Annotated in this window: 13 protein-coding genes; 3 read left to right on the top strand and 10 right to left on the bottom strand. The window is 73.4% G+C overall.

Going from position 1 to position 20,664, the window contains the following annotated elements; all coding sequences use genetic code 11:
* Positions 1-145: 145 nt before the first annotated feature.
* The gene (locus ACFWXO_RS26440) at positions 146-3,043 is read right to left on the bottom strand and encodes a vitamin B12-dependent ribonucleotide reductase (protein ID WP_380526501.1); all 2,898 of its coding nucleotides are present in this window, start codon (positions 3,041-3,043) and stop codon (positions 146-148) included.
* A gap of 238 nt (positions 3,044-3,281) precedes the next feature.
* On the bottom strand, positions 3,282-3,779 hold the full coding sequence (nrdR, locus tag ACFWXO_RS26435; RefSeq protein ID WP_360237507.1) for a transcriptional regulator NrdR: 498 nt from the start codon (positions 3,777-3,779) through the stop codon (positions 3,282-3,284).
* A 439-nt stretch (positions 3,780-4,218) separates the two neighbouring features.
* Between nrdR and lexA the strand changes: the two genes are divergently transcribed.
* A complete protein-coding gene (gene lexA / locus ACFWXO_RS26430; RefSeq protein WP_380526524.1) occupies positions 4,219-5,004 on the top strand; it encodes a transcriptional repressor LexA in 786 nt (261 codons plus the stop codon).
* A gap of 108 nt (positions 5,005-5,112) precedes the next feature.
* Here lexA and ACFWXO_RS26425 read toward each other — a convergent pair whose 3' ends face one another.
* The 5 genes from ACFWXO_RS26425 to ACFWXO_RS26405 are packed head-to-tail and all read right to left on the bottom strand — an operon-like array spanning position 5,113 to position 12,984.
* On the bottom strand, positions 5,113-7,242 hold the full coding sequence (locus ACFWXO_RS26425; protein WP_375889353.1) for an ATP-dependent DNA helicase: 2,130 nt from the start codon (positions 7,240-7,242) through the stop codon (positions 5,113-5,115).
* Positions 7,243-7,254: 12 nt separating this feature from the next.
* Positions 7,255-9,090, bottom strand: coding sequence for an IucA/IucC family protein (locus ACFWXO_RS26420; RefSeq protein ID WP_380526499.1), 1,836 nt, complete (start codon positions 9,088-9,090; stop codon positions 7,255-7,257).
* Positions 9,068-10,498, bottom strand: coding sequence for a lysine N(6)-hydroxylase/L-ornithine N(5)-oxygenase family protein (locus ACFWXO_RS26415; RefSeq protein WP_380526497.1), 1,431 nt, complete (start codon positions 10,496-10,498; stop codon positions 9,068-9,070). The genes ACFWXO_RS26420 and ACFWXO_RS26415 overlap by 23 nt, the downstream gene beginning before the upstream one ends.
* Before the next feature lie 9 nt (positions 10,499-10,507).
* Entirely contained in the window at positions 10,508-11,182 is a 675-nt protein-coding gene (locus tag ACFWXO_RS26410; RefSeq protein WP_380526522.1) for a GNAT family N-acetyltransferase, read from the bottom strand.
* Positions 11,074-12,984, bottom strand: a complete 1,911-nt coding sequence (locus tag ACFWXO_RS26405) for an IucA/IucC family protein (protein WP_380526520.1) — start codon at positions 12,982-12,984, stop codon at positions 11,074-11,076. The genes ACFWXO_RS26410 and ACFWXO_RS26405 overlap by 109 nt, the downstream gene beginning before the upstream one ends.
* Before the next feature lie 255 nt (positions 12,985-13,239).
* On the opposite strand from ACFWXO_RS26405, the gene ACFWXO_RS26400 reads away from it, so the two are divergent.
* Positions 13,240-14,418, top strand: coding sequence for a trypsin-like serine peptidase (locus ACFWXO_RS26400; protein WP_380526495.1), 1,179 nt, complete (start codon positions 13,240-13,242; stop codon positions 14,416-14,418).
* A 28-nt stretch (positions 14,419-14,446) separates the two neighbouring features.
* The gene (locus ACFWXO_RS26395) at positions 14,447-15,631 is read left to right on the top strand and encodes a trypsin-like serine peptidase (protein ID WP_380526493.1); all 1,185 of its coding nucleotides are present in this window, start codon (positions 14,447-14,449) and stop codon (positions 15,629-15,631) included.
* A 72-nt stretch (positions 15,632-15,703) separates the two neighbouring features.
* On the opposite strand, the gene hflX is transcribed toward ACFWXO_RS26395, so the two are convergent.
* The 3 genes from hflX to dapF form a co-directional block, all read right to left on the bottom strand.
* The gene (hflX, locus tag ACFWXO_RS26390) at positions 15,704-17,206 is read right to left on the bottom strand and encodes a GTPase HflX (RefSeq protein WP_375889364.1); all 1,503 of its coding nucleotides are present in this window, start codon (positions 17,204-17,206) and stop codon (positions 15,704-15,706) included.
* Positions 17,203-19,545 carry a RelA/SpoT family protein gene (locus ACFWXO_RS26385; RefSeq protein ID WP_380526491.1) on the bottom strand — a complete coding sequence of 781 codons (2,343 nt, stop codon included), beginning with the start codon at positions 19,543-19,545 and terminating at the stop codon, positions 17,203-17,205. The genes hflX and ACFWXO_RS26385 overlap by 4 nt, the downstream gene beginning before the upstream one ends.
* 167 nt (positions 19,546-19,712) lie before the next feature.
* Positions 19,713-20,627: a diaminopimelate epimerase gene (dapF, locus tag ACFWXO_RS26380; protein WP_375889369.1), complete on the bottom strand. Its 915-nt coding sequence runs from the start codon at positions 20,625-20,627 to the stop codon at positions 19,713-19,715.
* Between the last annotated feature and the right edge of the window lie 37 nt (positions 20,628-20,664).

Genomic DNA, 20,664 nt, shown 5'->3' with positions numbered 1-20,664 from the left:
TTCCATCCACCCCCAACCCCCCCACCCACAAAACAACAACCCCCTCCCAGTCCCCCCCCCGTAAACTTTCCTTTGTGGGGTTGGGGTTCGTGAAGTCCTCGCCCCGCCTCAGCGGTTGCTCACCCGCGCGGGGTCAGCGCTGCGGTCAGCTGCAGCCGCTGGTGGAGCCGCAGCCCTCGCAGAGGTAGCAGCTGCCGGCGCGGCGCATCTTGGTGCCGCAGGAGAAGCAGAGCGGCGCGTCGGCGTTGAGGCCGAGCTGGATCTCCATCAGCTCCGTGGAGTTGTGGGCCTGCTTCGGGGCCGCCTTGGGCGCCTCGACGGCCGGGGCGGGGGCCGGGGCCGGCTTGGCCGCGGCGACCGGGGCGGACTGGGCGAGGGACTCGGTGTCGAGCTCCTCGGCCTCCAGCGGCTCGTAGGAGCCGGTCTCCAGGTGGCGGGTGCGCTCCTCGACGGAGTGGATCCCCAGCGCCGAGCGGGTCTCGAACGGCAGGAAGTCCAGCGCCAGGCGGCGGAAGATGTAGTCGACGATCGACTGGGCCATCCGCACGTCCGGGTCGTCGGTCAGGCCGGCGGGCTCGAAGCGCATGTTGGTGAACTTCGAGACGTAGGTCTCCAGCGGCACGCCGTACTGGAGGCCGACCGAGACGGCGATGGAGAAGGCGTCCATCATGCCCGCGAGGGTCGAACCCTGCTTGGACATCTTCAGGAAGACCTCGCCGAGGCCGTCGTCCGGGTAGGAGTTGGCGGTCATGTAGCCCTCGGCGCCACCGACCGTGAAGGAGGTGGTGATGCCCGGGCGGCCCTTGGGCAGGCGCTTGCGGACGGGGCGGTACTCGACGACCTTCTCGACCACGGCCGTGGGGGCGGGGGCCTCCTCCGCCTTGGCCTCGGTCTCGGAGTCCTTCTTCTTGGCCGAGAGCGGCTGGCCGACCTTCGAGTTTTCGCGGTAGATGGCGAGCGCCTTGACGCCCATCTTCCACGCCTCGAAGTAGATCTCCTCGACGTCCTCGACGGTCGCCGTGGCGGGCATGTTCACGGTCTTGGAGATGGCGCCGGAGATCCACGGCTGGATCGCCGACATCATCCGCACGTGGCCCATCGGGGAGATGGAGCGCTCGCCCATCGCGCAGTCGAACACCTCGTAGTGCTCGGTCTTGAGGCCCGGCGCGTCCACCACGTTGCCGTGCTCGGCGATGTGGGCGACGACCGCCTCGATCTGCTCGTCCTGGTAGCCGAGGCGCTTGAGGGCGCGCGGGACGGTGCCGTTGACGATCTGCATCGAGCCGCCGCCGACGAGCTTCTTGAACTTGACCAGGGCGAGGTCGGGCTCGACGCCGGTGGTGTCGCAGTCCATCATCAGGCCGATGGTGCCGGTCGGGGCGAGGACCGAGGCCTGGGCGTTGCGGAAGCCGTTCTGCGCGCCGATGCGCAGCACGTCCTGCCAGGACTTGTTGGCCCGGAGCCAGACCGGGGCGTCCAGGTCGTCGAAGGAGACGGCGTCCAGGGAGGCGTCGGCGTGCTGCTTCATGACCCGCTGGTGGGCGGTGGCGTTGCGGGCGTAGCCGTCGTACGGGCCGACGACGCCGGCGAGTTCGGCGCCGCGGCGGTAGGCGGTGCCGGTCATCAGCGAGGTGATGGCGCCGGCCAGGGCGCGGCCGCCGTCGCTGTCGTAGGCGTGGCCGGTGGCCATCAGCAGGGCGCCGAGGTTGGCGTAGCCGATGCCGAGCTGGCGGTAGGCGCGGGTGGTCTCGCCGATCTTCTCGGTGGGGAAGTCGGCGAAGCAGATGGAGATGTCCATCGCGGTGATGACCAGCTCGACGACCTTGGCGAACCGCTCCGCGTCGAACGAGTCGTCGTCGCGCAGGAACTTCATCAGGTTCAGCGAGGCCAGGTTGCAGCTGGAGTTGTCCAGGTGCATGTACTCCGAGCACGGGTTGGAGGCGTTGATGCGTCCGGACTCGGGGCAGGTGTGCCACTGGTTGATGGTGGAGTCGTACTGGATGCCGGGGTCGGCGCAGGCCCAGGCGGCCTCGGCCATCTTGCGGAACAGCTTCTTGGCGTCGACGGTCTCGATGACCTCGCCGGTCATCCGGGCGCGCAGGCCGAATTCGGTGCCGTTCTCGACGGCGGTCATGAATTCGTCGTTGACGCGGACCGAGTTGTTGGCGTTCTGGTACTGGACGGACGTGATGTCGTCGCCGCCGAGGTCCATGTCGAAGCCCGCGTCGCGCAGGGCGCGAATCTTCTCCTCCTCCTTCACCTTGGTCTCGATGAAGGCCTCGACGTCCGGGTGGTCGACGTCCAGGACGACCATCTTGGCCGCGCGCCGGGTGGCGCCGCCGGACTTGATGGTGCCGGCGGAGGCGTCGGCGCCGCGCATGAAGGAGACCGGGCCGGAGGCGTTGCCGCCGGAGGAGAGCAGCTCCTTGGAGGAGCGGATCCGGGAGAGGTTGAGGCCGGCGCCGGAGCCGCCCTTGAAGATCATGCCCTCTTCCTTGTACCAGTCGAGGATCGACTCCATGGAGTCGTCGACGGACAGGATGAAGCAGGCGCTGACCTGCTGGGGCTGCTTGGTGCCGACGTTGAACCAGACCGGCGAGTTGAAGCTGAACACCTGGTGGAGGAGGGCGTGGGTCAGCTCGTGCTCGAAGGTCTCGGCGTCGTCCTTGGTGGCGAAGTAGCCGTGCTTCTCGCCGGCCGCGCGGTAGGTGAGCACCACGCGGTCGATGATCTGCTTGAGGCTCCACTCGCGCTGGGGGGTGCCGACGGCGCCGCGGAAGTACTTGGACGTGACGATGTTGACGGCGTTGACCGACCAGAAGTCGGGGAACTCGACGCCGCGCTGCTCGAAGTTGATGGAGCCGTCACGCCAGTTGGTCATGACGACGTCGCGCCGCTCCCAGCTGACCTCGTCGTACGGGTGCACGCCAGGGGTGGTGTGGATGCGCTCGATCCGGAGACCGCCCTTGGGGGCCTTGGCACCCTTGGTCACGGCCTTCTCGGACTTCGACCCGCGTGCGGAACCGCTCGTGGTGTCTGTCACTTCTCGCTCCTCCTCCTGGGCAAACGCCCGAAGTGCCCCGAAAAATCCGGGCACCGCTGGTTCGTTCTTCCGGTGTGCGGGCAAACGGGACCCCGTCCGCTTACGCACGGTTTGTAGTGTTCTGTGCCCCGTTTTCGGGCACGCGTGGGCCCACGCGGGGCCGGTGTGGTGCTACCGGCCCACGGGGGCCGCATGGTGGTGGCTCCTGGGCGGGCCCGCGTGGGGCCCGGCGCGCCTCCTAGGGCGCGGCGGCGGGAACGGGCACGCAGGTGCCGTCCGCCTCGGGGGCGGGCCGCTCGGCGCGGATCTCCGCGATGGCGGCCTCGAAGTCCTCGAGTCCGTCGTACGCCTGGTACACGCTGGCGAAGCGCAGGTAGGCGACCACGTCGAGGTCCCGCAGCGGGCCGAGTATGGCCAGCCCGACGTCGTGGGTGGTCAGCTCGGCGCTGCCGCTGGCCCGCACGCACTCCTCGACCCGCTGGCCGAGCTGGGCGAGGGCGTCCTCGGTGACCGGGCGGCCCTGGCAGGCCTTGCGGACTCCGGTGATGACCTTCTGCCGGGAGAACGGCTCGGTGACGCCACTGCGCTTGATGACCATCAGCGCGGCCGTCTCCACGGTGGTGAAACGGCGACCGCAGTCCGGGCACTGTCGACGACGGCGAATGCAGCTGCCGTCCTCGGTGGTCCGACTGTCGACGACGCGGCTGTCGGAGTGCCGGCAGAAGGGGCAGTGCACCTGGGGATCCCTCCCTGGCAGGACGTGCGGACCGGTTGAGTCTATGCGATGCGCCCCCGCCTTCGGCAAGCTGATCATGCGGCGCGACCACTAGTACTGGGCACGGAGAGGACTCTAGCCACTACATCTAGGTCTCGGGGGGAGGTGACACCCCTGGCGTGTCGGCGCCGATTAGACTTCCGGAGTCGACATCCGGTCGAACATTTACTCGATGTACAACAAAGCCTTGATCGAGTCAGTCAACTCCCGAATAATTCACTCGAACGTGTGTTTGGCGCAACCTTTCGATAGGAGGCGCGTTGGGTTGGAAAAGGGGAGAGGACAGCCGTCGAGAGGGGCCGCCGTGAACACCGTCGAAACCAACACCATCCCGGTGCAGGAACACTCCCAGTTCAAGGTGGGGCAGCGCACCACGAATCAGCAGAGCGTGGACATCAGCATGGACCGCAGCGAAGACCACCGCCTCTCCGGCCCGGCCGTTTCCACCACGGGCCGCGTCCCCGACCAGCCGATCGAGCACTCCCCCACCATGGACGACACCCATCCTTCCCCGGCCCGCGCGATGCCCGGCCGCCCCCCCGGCATCCGCACCGACGAGGCCGGCCTCACCGAGCGCCAGCGCCGGGTGATCGAGGTCATCCGCGACTCCGTCCAGCGCCGCGGCTACCCGCCGTCCATGCGCGAGATCGGCCAGGCCGTCGGCCTGTCCAGCACCTCCTCGGTCGCCCACCAGCTGATGGCCCTGGAGCGCAAGGGCTTCCTGCGCCGCGACCCGCACCGCCCGCGCGCCTACGAGGTCCGCGGCGTCGAGGTGGCCCGCCCCAACACCGCCGAGACGGCCGGGCGGCCCTCCACCTCCTACGTGCCGCTGGTCGGCCGGATCGCGGCCGGTGGTCCGATCCTGGCCGAGCAGACGGTCGAGGACGTCTTCCCGCTGCCCCGCCAGCTGGTCGGCGAGGGCGAGCTGTTCGCCCTCACCGTGCGCGGCGACTCGATGATCGAGGCGGCCATCTGCGACGGCGACTGGGTCACGGTGCGCCGCCAGCCGGTCGCCGAGAACGGCGACATCGTGGCCGCCATGATCGACGGCGAGGCCACCGTCAAGCGGCTCAAGCGCGAGGACGGCCGGATCTGGCTGATGCCGCACAACCCGGCCTACGAGCCGATCAACGGCGACAACGCCACCATCCTGGGCAAGGTGGTCGCGGTCCTGCGCCGCCTCTGACGGCGACACCCGGCCGCCACCGCGAGCGGTCGGCACGACGACGGGAAGGGGCTCCACCGCGTCAGCGGGGAGCCCCTCCGTCCGTCCTGCGCCACGCGCCGGGGCCGCTCAGCCCCGCTTCACCACCGGCCGCACCGGCGCCGCCGAGGCGTCGATCGCCGCCAGCGAGCGCCGCACCTGGTTGCGGTCCGTGGTGTACCAGAACTCCGGCATCGAGGACCGGAAGAAGCCCCCGTACCGCTTGGTCTCCACCCGCGGGTCGAGCACCGCGACCACGCCCCGGTCCTCCGCCGCGCGCACCAGCCGGCCCGCGCCCTGTGCCATCAGCAGCGCCGCGTGGGTCGCCGCGACCGCCATGAAGCCGTTCCCGCCGTGCTGTTCGACGTCCTTCTGGCGGGCGCTCATCAGCGGGTCGTCCGGCCGGGGGAAGGGGATCCGGTCCATCACGACCAGCTGGCAGGCCGAGCCGGGCACGTCCACGCCCTGCCAGAGCGAGAGGGTGCCGAACAGGCAGGTGGTGGCGTCCGAGGCGAACTCGCGGATCAACTCGCCGAGGGTGTCCTCCCCCTGGAGCAGGATCCGGTGGTCGAGCCGCTCCCGCATCGCCTCGGCGGCGGCCTGGGCGCCGCGCATCGAGGAGAACAGGCCCAGGGTGCGCCCGCCGGCCGCTTCGACCAGCTCGGCCAACTCGTCCAGCATGTCGGGCCGTTCGGGGTCGCGCCCGGGGTCCGCGAGGTGCTTGGCCACGTACAGGATGCCCTGCTTGGGGTACTTGAACGGCGAGCCGACGTCGATGCCCCGCCAGTGCGGGACGGCGTCCTCGCCGAAGCCGGAGCCGGCCTCCGGGTTGTCACCGGGGGTGCGCCGGTCCGGCAGCCTGGTCTCCTTGGGCAGGCCGAGCGAGCCGGCCACGCCGTTGAAGTCCCCGCCGAGCTTGAGGGTCGCCGAGGTCAGGACGACCGAGCGCTCCTTGTACAGGCCCTCGCGCAGCAGCCCGGACACGCTCAGCGGCGCGACCCGCAGCGAGGCGGTGCCCAGCCCGTAGCGGTCGCTGCGCTCGATCCAGACCACGTCGTACTCGGAGCCCTCCAGCAGCCGGTCGGCCGTCTCGTGCAGGGTCTCGGCCGAGGCCATCGCCTGCTTGCGGACGGCGTCCTCGTCGCTGAGGCCCTTGTCCCGGGTCTCGCCGAGCGAGGTGATCACCTGCCGGGAGGCGTCCCGGATCGCGGTGACGGCGTAGGCCAGGTACTCGGGCAGTTCCTCGACCCGGCCGGGCTGGGCGGTCTCCATCAGGCCGTGGTAGTTCTCGGCGGCGGCCTGCAGCGCGTCCACGGCCTTCTCGTTGGCCAGCCGGGCGGCCCGCTTGACCGCCCGGTTGACGGCGCCGACGGTCAGCTCGGCGGTGGCCGCGCCGGTGACCCGGTTGACCAGCTCGTGCGCCTCGTCGACGATCAGCAGCCCGTGCTCGGGCAGCACCGGCGCGCCCTCGATCGCGTCGATCGCGAGCATCGCGTGGTTGGTGACCACGACGTCCGCGAGCTTGGCCCGCTCCCGGGCCTTCTCCGCGAAGCACTCCTGCCCGTACGCGCAGCGGGTCGCGCCCAGGCACTCCTTGGAGGTGACGGAGAGCTGCGCCCAGGCCTTGTCCGAGACGCCGGGGCTCATGTCGTCCCGATCGCCGGTCTCGGTCTCGTCGGCCCAGTCGCGCAGCCGGAGCACGTCCTGGCCGAGCTTGCCGGTGGGGCCGCCGAGCGCGTCGACCGGGTCGAACAGGCCCTCGCCCTCCTCGCTCGGGGTGCCCTCGTTGGCCCGGTGCAGGCACAGGTAGTTGGAGCGGCCCTTGAGCATCGCGTACAGCGGGCGGCGGCGCAGCACCGGGTGCAGCGCCTCGACCGTGCGCGGCAAGTCCCGTTCCACCAGCTGGCGTTGCAGGGCCAGGGTGGCGGTGGCGACCACCACCCGGTCGCCGTGGGCGAGGGCCGGCACCAGGTAGGCGAGGGACTTGCCGGTGCCGGTGCCGGCCTGGACGAGCAGGTGCTCGGAGTGGTCGACGGCGTCGGCGACGGCCTCGGCCATCCGCATCTGGCCGGGGCGCTCCACACCGCCGACGGCCTCGACCGCGGCGTGCAGGAGCTCGGGAATCCGCGAGCGCGGGACGGCGACGGCTTCCTCGGCCGCGTCGCCGAGGTCCGTCGCCCGCTGGGATTCGGAGTCGTGGGATTCGGAGTCGTTCGTCATGACCCTTCCACCCTACGGGGCGGGGGTGACAATCCGGTCCCGTTGTCCGGGGCGGGGGCCGGGCGGCCGCACCTCCACGCCGACCAGGGCGTTCGGCACGGTGCCGTGCCGGACGGCGTGCGGGCGGTGCGGGCGGTCCTGGTAGCCGTCCATGAGCAGCCGGTTGCGGTTGAGGCAGAGCCGGTCGATCCGGGGCCGGAACAGGTCGAACAGGTCGAAGCGCTCGCGCAGCTCGGGGAAGCGGGCCTGGTAGCGGTGGATCTCCGCCCGCAGCAGGGCCCAGAACTCGGTCTCGGCGAGGCCGGCCTGCGCCTCCAGCAGCGGGGCGAGGTAGCGGAAGACGCCGATGAACAGCCCCGAGTGGATGAACTGGCACAGCCCCTGGGGGTTCTCCCGCAGCAGCACCTCGGCGACCTCGGGGGGCAGCGCGCGCAGCTCGGGGAGGTCCTGGTCGCTGAGGTTGACGTCGTCGACGAAGTCCTTGACCGCGAGCCGGGTCGGGGTGCCGCGGTCGTCGAAGACCACGACGGCGTTCTCGCCGTGCGGGGAGAAGACCAGTCCGTAGCGGTAGAGGAAGTGCAGCAGCGGCGGCAGCAGCGCGGCGAACAGCCGGGCGGTCCACCCGGCGGGGGTGAGGCCGGAGCGGGTGATCAGTTCGACGGCGAGGGCGCGCCCGTCGGAGCCGCTCTGCAGCAGGGCGGCGAGGGTGCGGGCGCGCTCGTCGCCGGCCAGGAAGGGGCCGAGCGGTTCGCGCCAGATCGCGCCGAGCAGTTCCTTGTACTGGTACGGCGAGTCGGGCATCTCCCGGTAGAGCGGGTGGTCGACGGTGACGGAGGCGATCTCGCCGAGCAGGATCACCCGGCACTCGTCCCGCAGGTACGGGTCGGCGTCGCGCAGCCCGTGCAGCCAGGCGGTGACGGCGGGCGCGGCGAGGGTGCGTTCGACCGGCAGCCCGCGCCAGACCAGGGTGTTGAGGATGGACAGCGGCAGCTTGACGGTGCAGCGCTCGGGGTGGGCGGTGTTGAAGAAGGAGCGGATGGACTGCTGGGGCAGCCGTGGGTCGCCGTCCGAGGCCAGCGGGACGATCTCGCCGGAGGCGATCCAGGGCGCGAACAGCGGCAGTACCGTCTCGTCCCACTGCCAGGGGTGGACGGGCAGCAGCAGGTAGTCGTCGGCGTCGGCGCCGAGCGGGGCGCGCAGTGCGGCCTCGTCGTCCAGTTCGCGGGCGTACAACTGCTCGGGGCGTTCCAGGCCGGGCACGCCGCGGTACTCGGCGAGCCGGCGGTGGACGGCGATCCAGGGCAGCGGCCGGGGGCTGCGGGCCTCCGGGGCCCAGCGGGCGGCGTCGGTGCCGGAGAAGCCGATCCGGCCCTTGCTGGGGACGATCCACGGGTGGCCGCTCTGCCGGCCCTCCAGGGCGGGGTGGTCGAGGTCGGCGAGCTCGGCGGCGGTGAGCGCGGTGGCGAGCTGGCGGGCGTCGGCGGTCAGCGTGGCGGACAGCTCGCGGACCAGGTGGGCGGTGGTGTCGCCGCGCATCCCGAGCGCGTCCCGGGCGTACGGGAGGAAGCGCAGCGGGTCCAGGCCGTCCGGGCGGGAGCAGCGGATCGACCCGGGGTCGACCTGCCAGCTGTCGTAGGCGCCGCGCCGGGCGGCGAAGCGGTACTCGGCCTCGGGGAGCTTCAGCAGGTACTCGCCGTCGAGGGGGCCCGGGACGGGCTTGAGCAGGTCCTCGTAGGCGAACTCGCCGAGCATCTTGGCCAGCAGGGCGCGGCCGGCCCGCTGCCAGTGCCCGGCGGTGAGGTGCGGGGGCAGGTAGAGCGGCGGTTCAGCGGCCGACGGTTGCGGCACGGGTCAGCTCCTGGGGGTGGGGGACGACGGGGGTCTGCTCGATCGGAGCGCCTACGGGCCCGGCCGCGGCCGGCGCCGCGGTCGACGCCCCGGGCGGCGCGAAGCCGGTCCAGGCGGTGCGGTCGGGCAGCCGGTGGACGGTCCGGCCGGTGACGGCGTTGAGGATGACGGCGGCCCGGTGGGCGCCGAGGCCGAGGTCGGGGGCGCCGACCCCGTGGGTGTGGAGTTCGGCGTTCTGGACGTAGAGGCCGCCGGTGAGCTCGGGCCGGGTGGCGACCCGGTGGTCGAGGTCGACCCGGTAGCGCCCGGTCTCGTCCCAGTCGATCAGGTGGGCGAGCGGTTCGAGCGCGGCCGGGCGGGCGGCGCGGTAGCCGGTGGCGAGCACCACGGCGTCGGTGCGCAGCACGTGTTCGGCGCCGGAGTCGGTGTGCCGGCAGTCCAGTTCGAGTCCGCCGCAGGGCCCGGGCCGGGCCGCGGTGACGGCGGTGCCGGGGGTGATCTCGACCGGGGCGGTGTCGATCGGGCGGCCGATGGTGCGCTCGTAGAGGTGGTCGTGGATCTCGGCGAGGGTCTCCGCGCTGGCGGCCTTGTGCAGCTGCCACTGGGCGGTGACCAGGGCGTCCCGGACCGGGCCGGGCAGGCCGTGGAAGTAGCGGGTGTAGTCGGGGGTGAAGTGTTCCAGGCCGAGCTTGGAGTACTCCATGGGGGCGAGCGCCCGGGTGCGGGTGAGCCAGCGCAGCCGGACGCCGTCGTCCTGGTGGCGGCGGAGCAGGTCGAGGAAGACCTCGGCGCCGGACTGTCCGCTGCCGACCACGGTGATGTCGCGGGCGTCCGCGAGCTCGGCCCGGCGGTCCAGGTACTCGGCGGAGTGGAAGGCCCGCGGGCGGTCGGCCAGGGCGGCGAAGGCCTCGGGGAGCACCGGCCGGGTGCCGACGCCGAGCGCGAGGTTGCGGGCCCGTACGGCGGTGCGCCGGCCGGTCGCGGTGTCGGTCAGCTCGGCCCGGAACAGCGGGCCGTCCCGGTGCAGGGCGGTGACCTCGGTGCCGAAGCGGCAGTTGGGCAGCCGGTCGGCGGCCCAGCGGCAGTAGTGGTCGTACTCGCGGCGGGGCAGCTGGAAGCGTTCGGCGAAGTAGAACGGGAACAGCCGGTCCTGGGCGCGCAGGTAGTTGAGGAAGGACCACGGGTTGGTCGGGTCGACGAGTGAGACGAGGTCGGCCAGGAAGGGCACCTGCATCCGGGCGCCGTCCACCAGCATGCCGTGGTGCCAGCGGAACTCGGGGCGCTGGTCGCAGAAGAGCGTGCGCAGCCCGGGTACCGGCTCGGCGAGGGCGGCGAGCGAGAGGTTGAACGGGCCGATGCCGACGCCGAGCAGGTCGTAGGGGGGTTCGTGGGGTGTCGAGGTGTCCACAGGGGTGTCCTAGGCGGGGAGTGGCGCTTCGCGGTCGCGCACCATCAGCGCGGCGCGCTTGTCGGGCAGGTCGAGTTCGGCGGCGGCCCGGAATCCGGCCCGTTCGAAGGCCCGGACCGAGCGCCGGTTGCGGACGTCCGGTTCGGCCACCACCCGTTGGCAGTCGGGCCGGTGGCGCAGCACGAGGGCGGCGACGGCGGCCAGCAGCTGGGCGCCGAGGCCGCAGCCGCGGCTGGCGGCCGGGCCGAGCAGCAGGTGCACGCCGGTGTCGTGCGGGCGGGCGGGGTAGTGCCCGGCGAGCGGGTCGAGGTCGGCGCGGTAGACCTCCCAGTAGCTCATCGGGGTGCCGTCGAGCAGTCCGAGGCAGGGCAGGCTGCGTCCGTCGCCGTCCAGTTGGGCCCGGACGTGCCGTTCGGTGACGGCGGGCGGCCCGGCGAGCTCCCAGAAGGCGTCGACCTCGGGGTCGTTCATCCATCCGGTGAGCAGCTCCAGGTGGTCGGGCAGCCGGACCGGGCGGAGCCGGAACCGGCCGGCCGGGGTGGGGACTTCGCCCCACCCGGGCAGCTCGTCGGGCATCAGGCGCCCGCCACCGGGTTGGGGATGTCCACGTACACGGACTGGGTGGCGACCGGGCCGACCAGTTCGTCGAGGCCGTTGATCCGGGTGAGCAGGTTGGCCTTGCAGGGCAGGGTGGGCGCGTCCAGCAGCAGGGCGGGCAGGGCGGAGCCGGTGGCGGCGGCCCGCGGGCCGGCCAGGAACCGGCGCAGCCCGGCCAGCAGCACCGTCTCCTCGGCGAGGCCCTGGGAGCCGAAGGCGCCGATCAGGCCGAGCACGTGGTTGATGCCGAGGTAGTAGGCGAAGTGGTGGTCGATGACGTCGTCCGGCAGGAAGGTGTCGCTCTGCTCGCCGAGTCCGGGCAGCCGGGCGGTGAGCCGCTCGGCGGCGCTCTCCCGGTAGTAGTAGCCCTGGTTGTCGCGGTAGCGGCCGCCGCGGGGCCAGCCCTCGGCGTCCAGCAGGACGATGCTGTTCTGCTGGTGGGCCTCCAGGGCGATGCCGCCGCGGCCGTCCAGCCAGAGCACGGGCAGCACGACGGCGTCCAGGTAGCGCAGGAACCATTCGGCGGCCACGGTGCGCAGCGGGCGGCCGGTGCGGGCGGCGAGCGCGCGCAGGGTGTCGCCGAGGGCGGACGGCACGGTGGCGCCGGTGCCGCGCGGCTGTTCGGCGACGAACCCGGCGACGCAGAGGGCGCGTTCGGCCGGCCCGAAGGGCTGGGCGCGCAGCACGGTGTCCAGCCCGCCGGGGTCGCCGAGGTCGGGGTGGTCGACGCCGATCCAGGCGGGGTCGCGGACGATGTCGAAGCCGGGGTGGGCGGCCCGCCACTCGGCGGCGAGGCCGCTCTCCAGCAGCCGGTGCACCTCCAGGCCTCGGTGGAGTTCCTTGCGCAGGTTCTCCCGGCGGGAGTTGGTGATCCGCAGGCCGAGCGAGAGCTTGAGCATCCACGGGGTGCCGGGCCGGTAGACGGTGCGCACCGACGAGGTGGGGTACCAGGGTTCGCCGGCCGGGCCGAGGTCGTGCAGCAGCCCGTCGGCGAGCAGCGCGGCGACGGTCGGGCGGTGGGCGAGCTCGCGGGCCTGCCAGGGGTGCAGCGGCAGGGCGGCGGTGCCGGGCGGCAGGGTCGCGTGGCCGCCGAGGAGGGCGGCGGTGATCCGGTCGGCGCTCTCGGCGACGGCGGAGCCGGCCGCGAGCAGGCCGCGGTCGACGGCGTACCAGTGGACCTGGAAGGAGCCGTGGAGTTCGGGCGAGTAGGCGGCGCTCTGGGCCGGTCCGAGGCCGTCGCGGCTCTTCGGGGTGGGGTGCAGGGGGTGGCCGAGCAGCAGGGCCTGTTCGGCGGCGAGGAAGGCGGAGCGTTCCGGCCCGCCGGGTTCGGCGGCGGTGCGGCGGTGGGCGAGGATCTCGGCGGTGCGCACCACCGAGTCGGCGACCCGGGCGGCGAGGTCGGCGACCTGTCCGGGGTCGGGCCGTTCGGCGGCCGCGGCGGCGAGCAGGGCGGCGGCGGTGACGGCGTCCACCGGGGCCGCGGCGCCGTCTCCCGCCGGGGCGCCGTCCCCGGCCGAGAGGGTGGCCGGGCCGAAGCGGTGCCAGCCGCCGGGCGACCAGTGCCGGACGGCGGCGGTGAGCCGGGCGGCCCCGCCGAGGACGTCGATCCGCAGTCGGCCGTCCGCCCCGGGGCGGGCCCCGGTCTCCCGGGCCCAGCAGCGCAACAGGGCTTCCAGGGCCGCCTGTTCGGCGGCGACGGCGGGGTCGGGGTGCAGCAGCGGGTCGGGTCCGGAGGCGGCCCGCTGCACAGTGGGCGGCGGTACGGGCGGGGCTCCGGTGAGGGCGGTGCTCAAGGCTGCTCCTTGGTGCGCGTGGGGGTGCGGACGCGCGCGGGTGGTGGAGAGGGTCGGCGGGCGCTCGCACCGTCGCGTCAGGTAAGGGTTACCTATCCCTGACGGGTGATCACAAGGACGGCTCACTCGTCCGGGTGAAGATCGGGGATAGTGCGTCACCGGGCGGGGCGGCCCTGCTGTGCCAACGACGGGGCCGGTTCCGCGTCACGGATCGGTGACCTCCGGGCGGTCGCGGAACCCGGGGGGCGGCCGCCGCCGTCCTCCACGGCGATGGAAGACTCCAGGGCGGCGGGCCGCCGCACCGAGGACCGACCCGACACCGTCCGACCGAGTACAGGGGGAAGCCCACCGATGCCACCGATCCACCGGTCAGCCCTGGCCGCCGCACTGGTCGCCGGAACGCTGCTGGCCGTCAGCGCCTGCGGACCGGACGGCCCGGCGGGCGCCGACCGGACCGTCGCCGCACCGCCGCCCAGCACGGACGCGAGCGGCTCCGCCGCCCCCGGCGGCGTCATCGGCGGGATCACCCTGCCGTCCGGCCTGCCGACCAGTCTGCTGGAGGGCCTGCCGAAGACCTGGGACGACCTCAAGAAGTGGAAGTACGACGACTGGGACAAGTGGGCGTCCAAGCACGTCTTCAACAACCCGGTGGTGAAGGACTTCTGGAACCCGGACAAGATGGGCGACGCCAAGCCCGCCGACCCGGCGCCGCCGACCGCCAAGCCGGCCGCCGCCGACGGCGTGACCGACCCGGAGCCGCCGGTGGTCAAGGCCGTCCAGGTGCCCCGCCCGTACCTCAAGCAGCCCTCCGGGAAGGTGTTCTTCTCCGCCCAGGGCGGCCGGGGCAACTGCTCGGCGACGGTGATCGCCGACCCCCAGCACCCGGGCAGGAGCAATCTGGTCTGGACGGCGGCCCACTGCGTGCACGAGGGCAAGGGCGGCGACTTCTACAAGAACCTGGTCTTCGTCCCCGCCTACAACAACTCGGGCGCCTCCAGCGGCGGAAAGAAGGCCCCGCTGTCCGACCTCGCCCCGCTGGGCACCTGGTGGGCCGACCAGATCGTCACCTCCCCGCAGTGGATGGTCGAGGGCGGGCAGACCGGTGACGCCGCCAACCAGTACGACTTCGCCGTGATGCGCGTGCACAACCAGAACGACACCGGCAAGTCCCTGGAGGAGACGGTCGGTTCGGCCGTCCCGGTGTGGTTCGACGCGCCCCGCGACCAGCTCAAGGTCTCGGCCACCGGCTACCCGCTGGTCAAGCCGTTCGACGGCCAGGAGCTGTACAAGTGCGACGGCGGCACGCCCGTCCGGCTGTCCTTCGACCCCAAGCGCCCGTCCATGCTGACCATCGGCTGCAACATGACCCAGGGCGCCAGCGGCGGCGGCTGGTTCGCCACCATGCCGGACGGGCGGACCGCCCTGGTCAGCAACACCTCGATCGGCACCCAGGAGCACACCTCGCTGAGCGGCCCGTACCTGGAGACGGTCGCCAAGCAGGCCCTGGACTGGATCTCCAGGAAGCAGTGACCGGCACCACCACGGGGGACTCCTCAGCTTGCGCACCATCAGCACCACCCGCACCACCGGCACCACCAGCACCACTGACTCCACCGGCACCACCCGCCGCACCCCCCGCACCGGGGGGCGGCGGGCCGCCGCGGCCGGCGCCGCGCTGCTCGCCGCCCTGACGCTCACCGCGGCCGCCTGCGCACCGGACGGCCCCGCCGCCCCCGCCACCCCGCCCGCGGCACTGCCCAAGGCCGCGCCCACCAGCCTGGGCGACCTGAGCGGCTGGAAGCTGGAGGACTGGGCCCGCTACGTCGCCGACAGCGGCTTCGCCAACCAGGTGCCCCCGGGCTACTGGACGGCGGCCCGGACGGAGGCCGCCAGGGCCCGGCCCACCCCCGAGTACGTCCCGACCGCCGCCGCACCCCCCGGCGTCGACCGCGACGCCCCGCCGGCCGTCGTCCAGGCCCGGCCGCAGCCCCACCCGTACGGCCCGGACTCCGCCGTGGTCGGCAGGCTGCTGATGACCACGCCGCAGGGCGACGCGGCCTGCTCCGGCACGGTGGTCGCCGACCCGCTCAACCCGGGCCGCAGCAACCTGGTCCTCACCGCCGCGCACTGCCTGCACGACGGCAGGGGCGGCGGCTGGGTGAGGAACCTGGTCTTCGTCCCCGCCTTCAACCGGGACGGCCGGGCGGCCCGCGGCAAGCCGTACGACGAGCAGCAGGCCGCCCCGTACGGCCGGTGGACGGCGGTGCGCGCCATGGTGTCGCCGACCTGGCTCCAGGAGAGCGGGGTCGGCGCCCACGACCAGTACGACTACGGGATCGTCCGGGTGCGCGGCGAGTCCGCGGCCGGCCCGTCCCTGGAGGAGGCGGTCGGCGGTTCCGTCCCGGTCTGGTTCAACGCCCCGCGCGAGCAGATCACCGCGGCGGTGGTCTTCGGCTACCCGGTGGAGCGGCCCTTCGACGGCATGGAGCTAGAGCGCTGCGACTCCCCCGCCCCGCCGGGCCGGCTGTCCTTCGACCGGTCCCGCCCGCCGATGTACGCGATCGGCTGCTCCATGGGCGGCGGTGCGGGCGGCGGCGGCTGGTTCATCACCAGGGACGGCCGGCCCAACCTGGTCAGCGTCAGCTCGCTCGGCGGCCGCGGCCCGGCGGGCTACCGGGCCGGGCCGTCCCTCCAGGACCAGGCCAAGCAGGCCTTCGACTACTTCGCCAAGAACGTGAAGTAGCCCCCGGACGCGGTACGTCCGGGGGCCACCCCGACGAGCGGGAACGAGCGGGAACGAGCAGGAACGCGCCGATCAGCCCTGCAGGGCCACCGCGAAGTACTCCAGCTCGGCGGCCAGCTCGGCCGGCACCTTGGCGTGCACCAGCGTGCCGTCGGCCGTGTGCTCGGTGGCGATCAGCTCGCCCTCCTTGTGCACCCGGGAGACCAGCGCGCCCTGGGTGTAGGGCACCAGGGCCCGTACCTCGACGGCCGGTCGCGGCAGCTCGTCGTCGATGAGCCTGAGCAGCTCCTCGATGCCGGCCCCGCTGCGGGCCGACACCACGATGGCGTGCGGCTCGCGGCGCAGCAGGCGCTGCAGCACGTGCGGGTCGGCGGCGTCGGCCTTGTTGATCACCACGATCTCCGGCACGTTCTGCGCGTCGACCGAGACGATGACCTCGCGGACGGCGGCCAGCTGCGTCTCCGGCTCGGGGTGCGAGCCGTCGACCACGTGCAGGATGAGGTCCGCGTCGGCGACCTCCTCCATGGTCGAGCGGAAGGCCTCGACCAGGTGGTGCGGCAGGTGCCGGACGAAGCCGACGGTGTCCGCCAGGGTGTAGAGCCGCCCGCTCGGGGTCTCGGCCCGGCGCACGGTCGGGTCCAGGGTGGCGAACAGCGAGTTCTCCACCAGCACGCCCGCGCCGGTGAGCCGGTTGAGCAGGGAGGACTTGCCGGCGTTGGTGTAGCCGGCGATGGCCACGGACGGCACCTGGTGGCGCTTGCGCTCCTGGCGCTTGGTGTCGCGGCCCTTCTTCATGTCGGCGATCTCCTTGCGGAGCTTCGCCATCTTCTCGCGGATCCGGCGCCGGTCGGTCTCGATCTTGGTCTCACCGGGACCACGGGTGGCCATGCCGCCGCCCGAGGAGCCGGAGCCACCGCCACCCATCTGCCGGGACAGCGACTGACCCCAGCCGCGCAGGCGCGGCAGCATGTACTGCATCTGCGCGAGCGAGACCTGCGCCTTGCCCTCCCGGGACTTGGCGTGCTGGGCGAAGATGTCCAGGATCAGGGCCGTCCGGTCGACGACCTTGACCTTGACCACGTCCTCCAGCTGGATCAGCTGGCCGGGGGTGAGCTCACCGTCGCAGACCACGGTGTCGGCGCCGCTGGAGGCGACGATGTCGCGCAGCTCCTTGGCCTTGCCGGAGCCGATGTAGGTGGCCGCGTCGGGCTTGTCGCGGCGCTGGATGACGCCGTCCAGCACCTCGGAACCGGCGGTCTCGGCGAGCGCGGCGAGCTCGGCCATCGAGTTCTCCGCCTCCTCCAGGGTGCCGTCCGTCCAGACGCCGACGAGCACCACGCGCTCCAGGCGGAGCTGGCGGTACTCGACCTCGGTGACGTCTTCGAGTTCGGTGGAGAGGCCGGCGACACGGCGCAGGGCGGCGCGCTCACTGCGGTCGTACTGGTCGCCGTCGTAGTTGTGGCCGAGGTCCTCGTCGATGGCCGCGAGGTCCTCGTCCATGAGGGCTTCCGCTCGCAGACCGTCGAGGCGGCGCGGGGCGTCGGCGTGGTCGCGGGCTTCGAACGTGGAGGTCATTCTGTCCTTTGGTCGCTGGATGGCTTCGGCGCGGTCCCTTGGATCCCACCGGGGCTCCTGTGCCCTGAGAACGCCGTGGACCGGCCGTGAATTCCCCACGATGGTCGCACGCCCGGTGCGGGCCGGTCACCCCCATTTCCACCGGAGTGGCGGGTCTGCGTCCCCTCGGGGGCGTGCGGGCGGCTGACGTCGTACACCCCGGAAACCTTGAGCATCGCCCGCATCAGGGCGGGCAGCGCGCCCGGCTCGGGCAGCTCGACGGTGTAGGTGTGCCGGACCCGCAGCTCCTGCGGCGGTTCGACCTCGGCGGAGACGATGCCGACGCCCTCGGCGGAGATCGCCGCGGTGAGGTCGGCGAGCAGCCGGGGCCGGTTCAGCGCCTCGGCCCGCAGGGTCACCCGGTGGCCGGCCGCCGGGGCGTCCCCGGGCTGCCAGCGGACCTCCAGTTCGGCCCGCCCGTCGGCGCGCAGCCGCTGCCCGGCGGGACAGGCGGTGCGGTGCACGGCCACCGCGCCGCCGCGGATCGGGTAGCCGGCCACCGCGTCCGGGGGCACGGGCGTGCAGCAGCGGGCCAGCCGCACCTGCGCCCCGGGCCGGCCGGCCACCACGACGGGGGCGGCGCGGCGCTCGCCGGGCCGGTGCGCGGGCGGGGCGGGCTGGCCGCCGGCCGGGCCGGTGCGCACCACCGGCAGCCGGGCCGGGTGGTCGGCCAGCCAGCGCTCGATGGCCAGCCGGGCGGCGGGGGTGCGGGCGTGCGCCAGCCACTCCGGGGACGGCCCGGACGGCTGGGCCCCGCCGCCGGGCGGGAGGCTCTCGGTGAGCACCGCCAGGACGTCCCCGTCCTGCAACGGGGTGGACAGCGCGGTGAGCCGGCCGTTGACCCGGGCGCCGATACATCGGTGGCCGGTCTCCTCGCCGAGCAGGTAGGCGGCGTCCACGCAGCTGGCCCCGGCCCTCAGCTGAAGCGTTTCACCGCTCTCCGTCACCACGGTGATCTCGCGGTCCCCGGCCAGGTCGGCGGTGAGCGCGGACCAGAAGGCGTCCGGGTCGGGGGTCTCCTGCTGCCACTCCAGCAGCCGGCTGAGCCAGCCGGGCCGGGCCGGGTCGGTCCGGTCCAGTTCGTCGGTGTCCTGGGCCGGACCGGCCGGGGTCGGGTCGCCGAGCGCGACCACCCCGGTCTCGGCCACCTCGTGCATCCGCCGGGTCCGCACCAGCACCTCGACCACCGCGCCGCCGTCCAGCGCGACGGCGGTGTGCAGCGACTGGTAGAGGTTGAACTTGGGGGCGGCGACGAAGTCCTTGAACTCCCCGGGCAGCGGCGTCCAGCAGGTGTGCAGCTCGCCGAGCACCGCGTAGCAGTCGGCGTTCTCCTCGACCACCACCAGCAGCCGCCCGAAGTCGGCCGGCTGCGGCTCCTGCGGCCGGCCGTCCCGCCCGGGCGCGGCGGCCCGCTTGATCAGCACCCGGTGCAGCGAGACGCAGTGCCGGGGCCGTACCGTCACCTCGGCGGCGACCCCGGTCTCGGCGAGCTGGCGGGCCAGCCGGCGGGCGAAGGGCTCCAGCAGGGCGTCCGGCTCGGCCTCGTGACCGGCCATCAGGCCCCGGGTGCGGGCGTGCTCCTCGGGGTGCAGGGTGGCGAAGACGATGTCCTCCAGCTCCGCCTTGAGCACCTGGATGCCGAGCCGCTCGGCCAGCGGGATCAGCACGTCCCGGGTGACCTTGGCGATCCGCACCTGGCTGGCCGGCTTCATGTGCCGGATGGTGCGCATGTTGTGCAGCCGGTCGGCGAGCTTGATCACCATCACCCGGACGTCGTCCCCGGTGGCGACCAGCATCTTGCGGAAGGTCTCGGCCTCGGCGGCGGCGCCGAAGTCGACCTTCTCCAGTTTGGTCACCCCGTCGACCAGGTAGGCGACTTCGGGCCCGAACCCGGCGCCCACCTGCTCCAGCGTCAACTCGGTGTCCTCGACGGTGTCGTGGAGCAGCGAGGCGACCAAGGTGGTCGTCCCGGCGCCGAGTTGGGCCAGGATCATGGTGACGGCCAGCGGATGGGTGATGTACGGCTCACCGCTCTTGCGCTTCTGGCCGCGGTGGCTGGCCTCGGCCAGCCGGTACGCCCGGGCCAGCAGGGCGAGGTCCGCCTGCGGGTGGTGCCGCCGGTGCACCTGGACCAGCGGTTCCAGGGCGTCCGGCACGGGCGGCCGGCCGGTGGCCAGCAGGGCGGCCCGCCCGGCCCGGCCGAGCGCGGCCCGGCCGAGCTCCCCCAGGGGCCTCCTGGCCCCGGCCTGCCGTGCGGTCGTCGGCTGCCCCGTGAGGGACTGCCCGGCTTCGATGGTCATCGGCACCTCCGGCAACGTCGCCGGGTGCGGCCCCTCCCCGTGGGGTGACCCGGTGGTCCATGCTACCGAGCAGAGCACGTTCCGCGACGCCGTGATTCCCGTCCGCGACCGGTATCACCCGATCGGGGGGATTCGTCACCGTACGAAGTGGGCAAACCGGGCCATCGCTACGAGGCCCGGGCGATCGACTCCCACCAGCGCGGGTCGATCCGCCCCTCCGCCACGATCACCGCCGGACCGGTCATCTCCACCCGGCCGTCCGGGTGCTCGGTGATGACCAGCCGGCCGCCCAGCACGTCCACCGTGTAGGCGACCGCCTCGCCGGTGACCGCCGGGTCCGCGCCGTCCCGGCGGATGGCCGCCACCGCGACGGCGCAGGCGCCGGTGCCGCAGGAGCGGGTCTCGCCCGAGCCGCGCTCGTGCACCCGCATCGCCACGTGCCGCGGGCCGCGGTCCACCACGAACTCGACGTTGACGCCCTCCGGGTAGGCGCCCGCGGGGCTGGTGAGCGGGGCGGTGAAGAGGTCCCCGGCGTGGTCCAGGCTCGCCACGAAGGCCACCGCGTGCGGGTTGCCCATGTTGACGTTCAGGGCGGGCCAGCGCCGCTCGCCGACCGCGACCTCGATGCCGTCCGGCCCGGGCAGCCTCGCCCGGCCCATGTCGACGGTGACCTCGCCGGGCGTGCCGTCCGCGGCGTCCTCGGCGACCGTCGCGGTGAGCACCCCGGAGCGGGTGGCGATCGCCAGCCCGCCGGGCTTCGCCAGGCCGGCCTCGACCAGGAAGCGGGCGAACACCCGCAGGCCGTTGCCGCACATCTCGGCGATGCTGCCGTCGGAGTTGCGGTAGTCCATGAACCACTCGGCCCGGTCGGCCTGGTCCGCGGCGGCCGGGTCGGCGGCCGCGCGCACCACGCGCAGCAGCCCGTCGCCGCCGATGCCGGCCCGGCGGTCGCACAGCGCGGCGACGGCCTCCGGGCCGATCTCCAGCACGCCGTCCGGGTCCGGCACGATCACGAAGTCGTTCTGGGTGCCGTGCCCCTTGAAGAAGGGGAGGCCGGCCCGCGGGGAAGAGGATGCGCTCACCCCACCGATGGTACTGAGGGCGGCGGCGGGGCAGGCC

This window comes from Kitasatospora sp. NPDC059088 (assembly GCF_042738155.1).
Classification (GTDB): domain Bacteria; phylum Actinomycetota; class Actinomycetes; order Streptomycetales; family Streptomycetaceae; genus Kitasatospora.
This window is presented reverse-complemented; position numbering and strand designations above follow the sequence as displayed.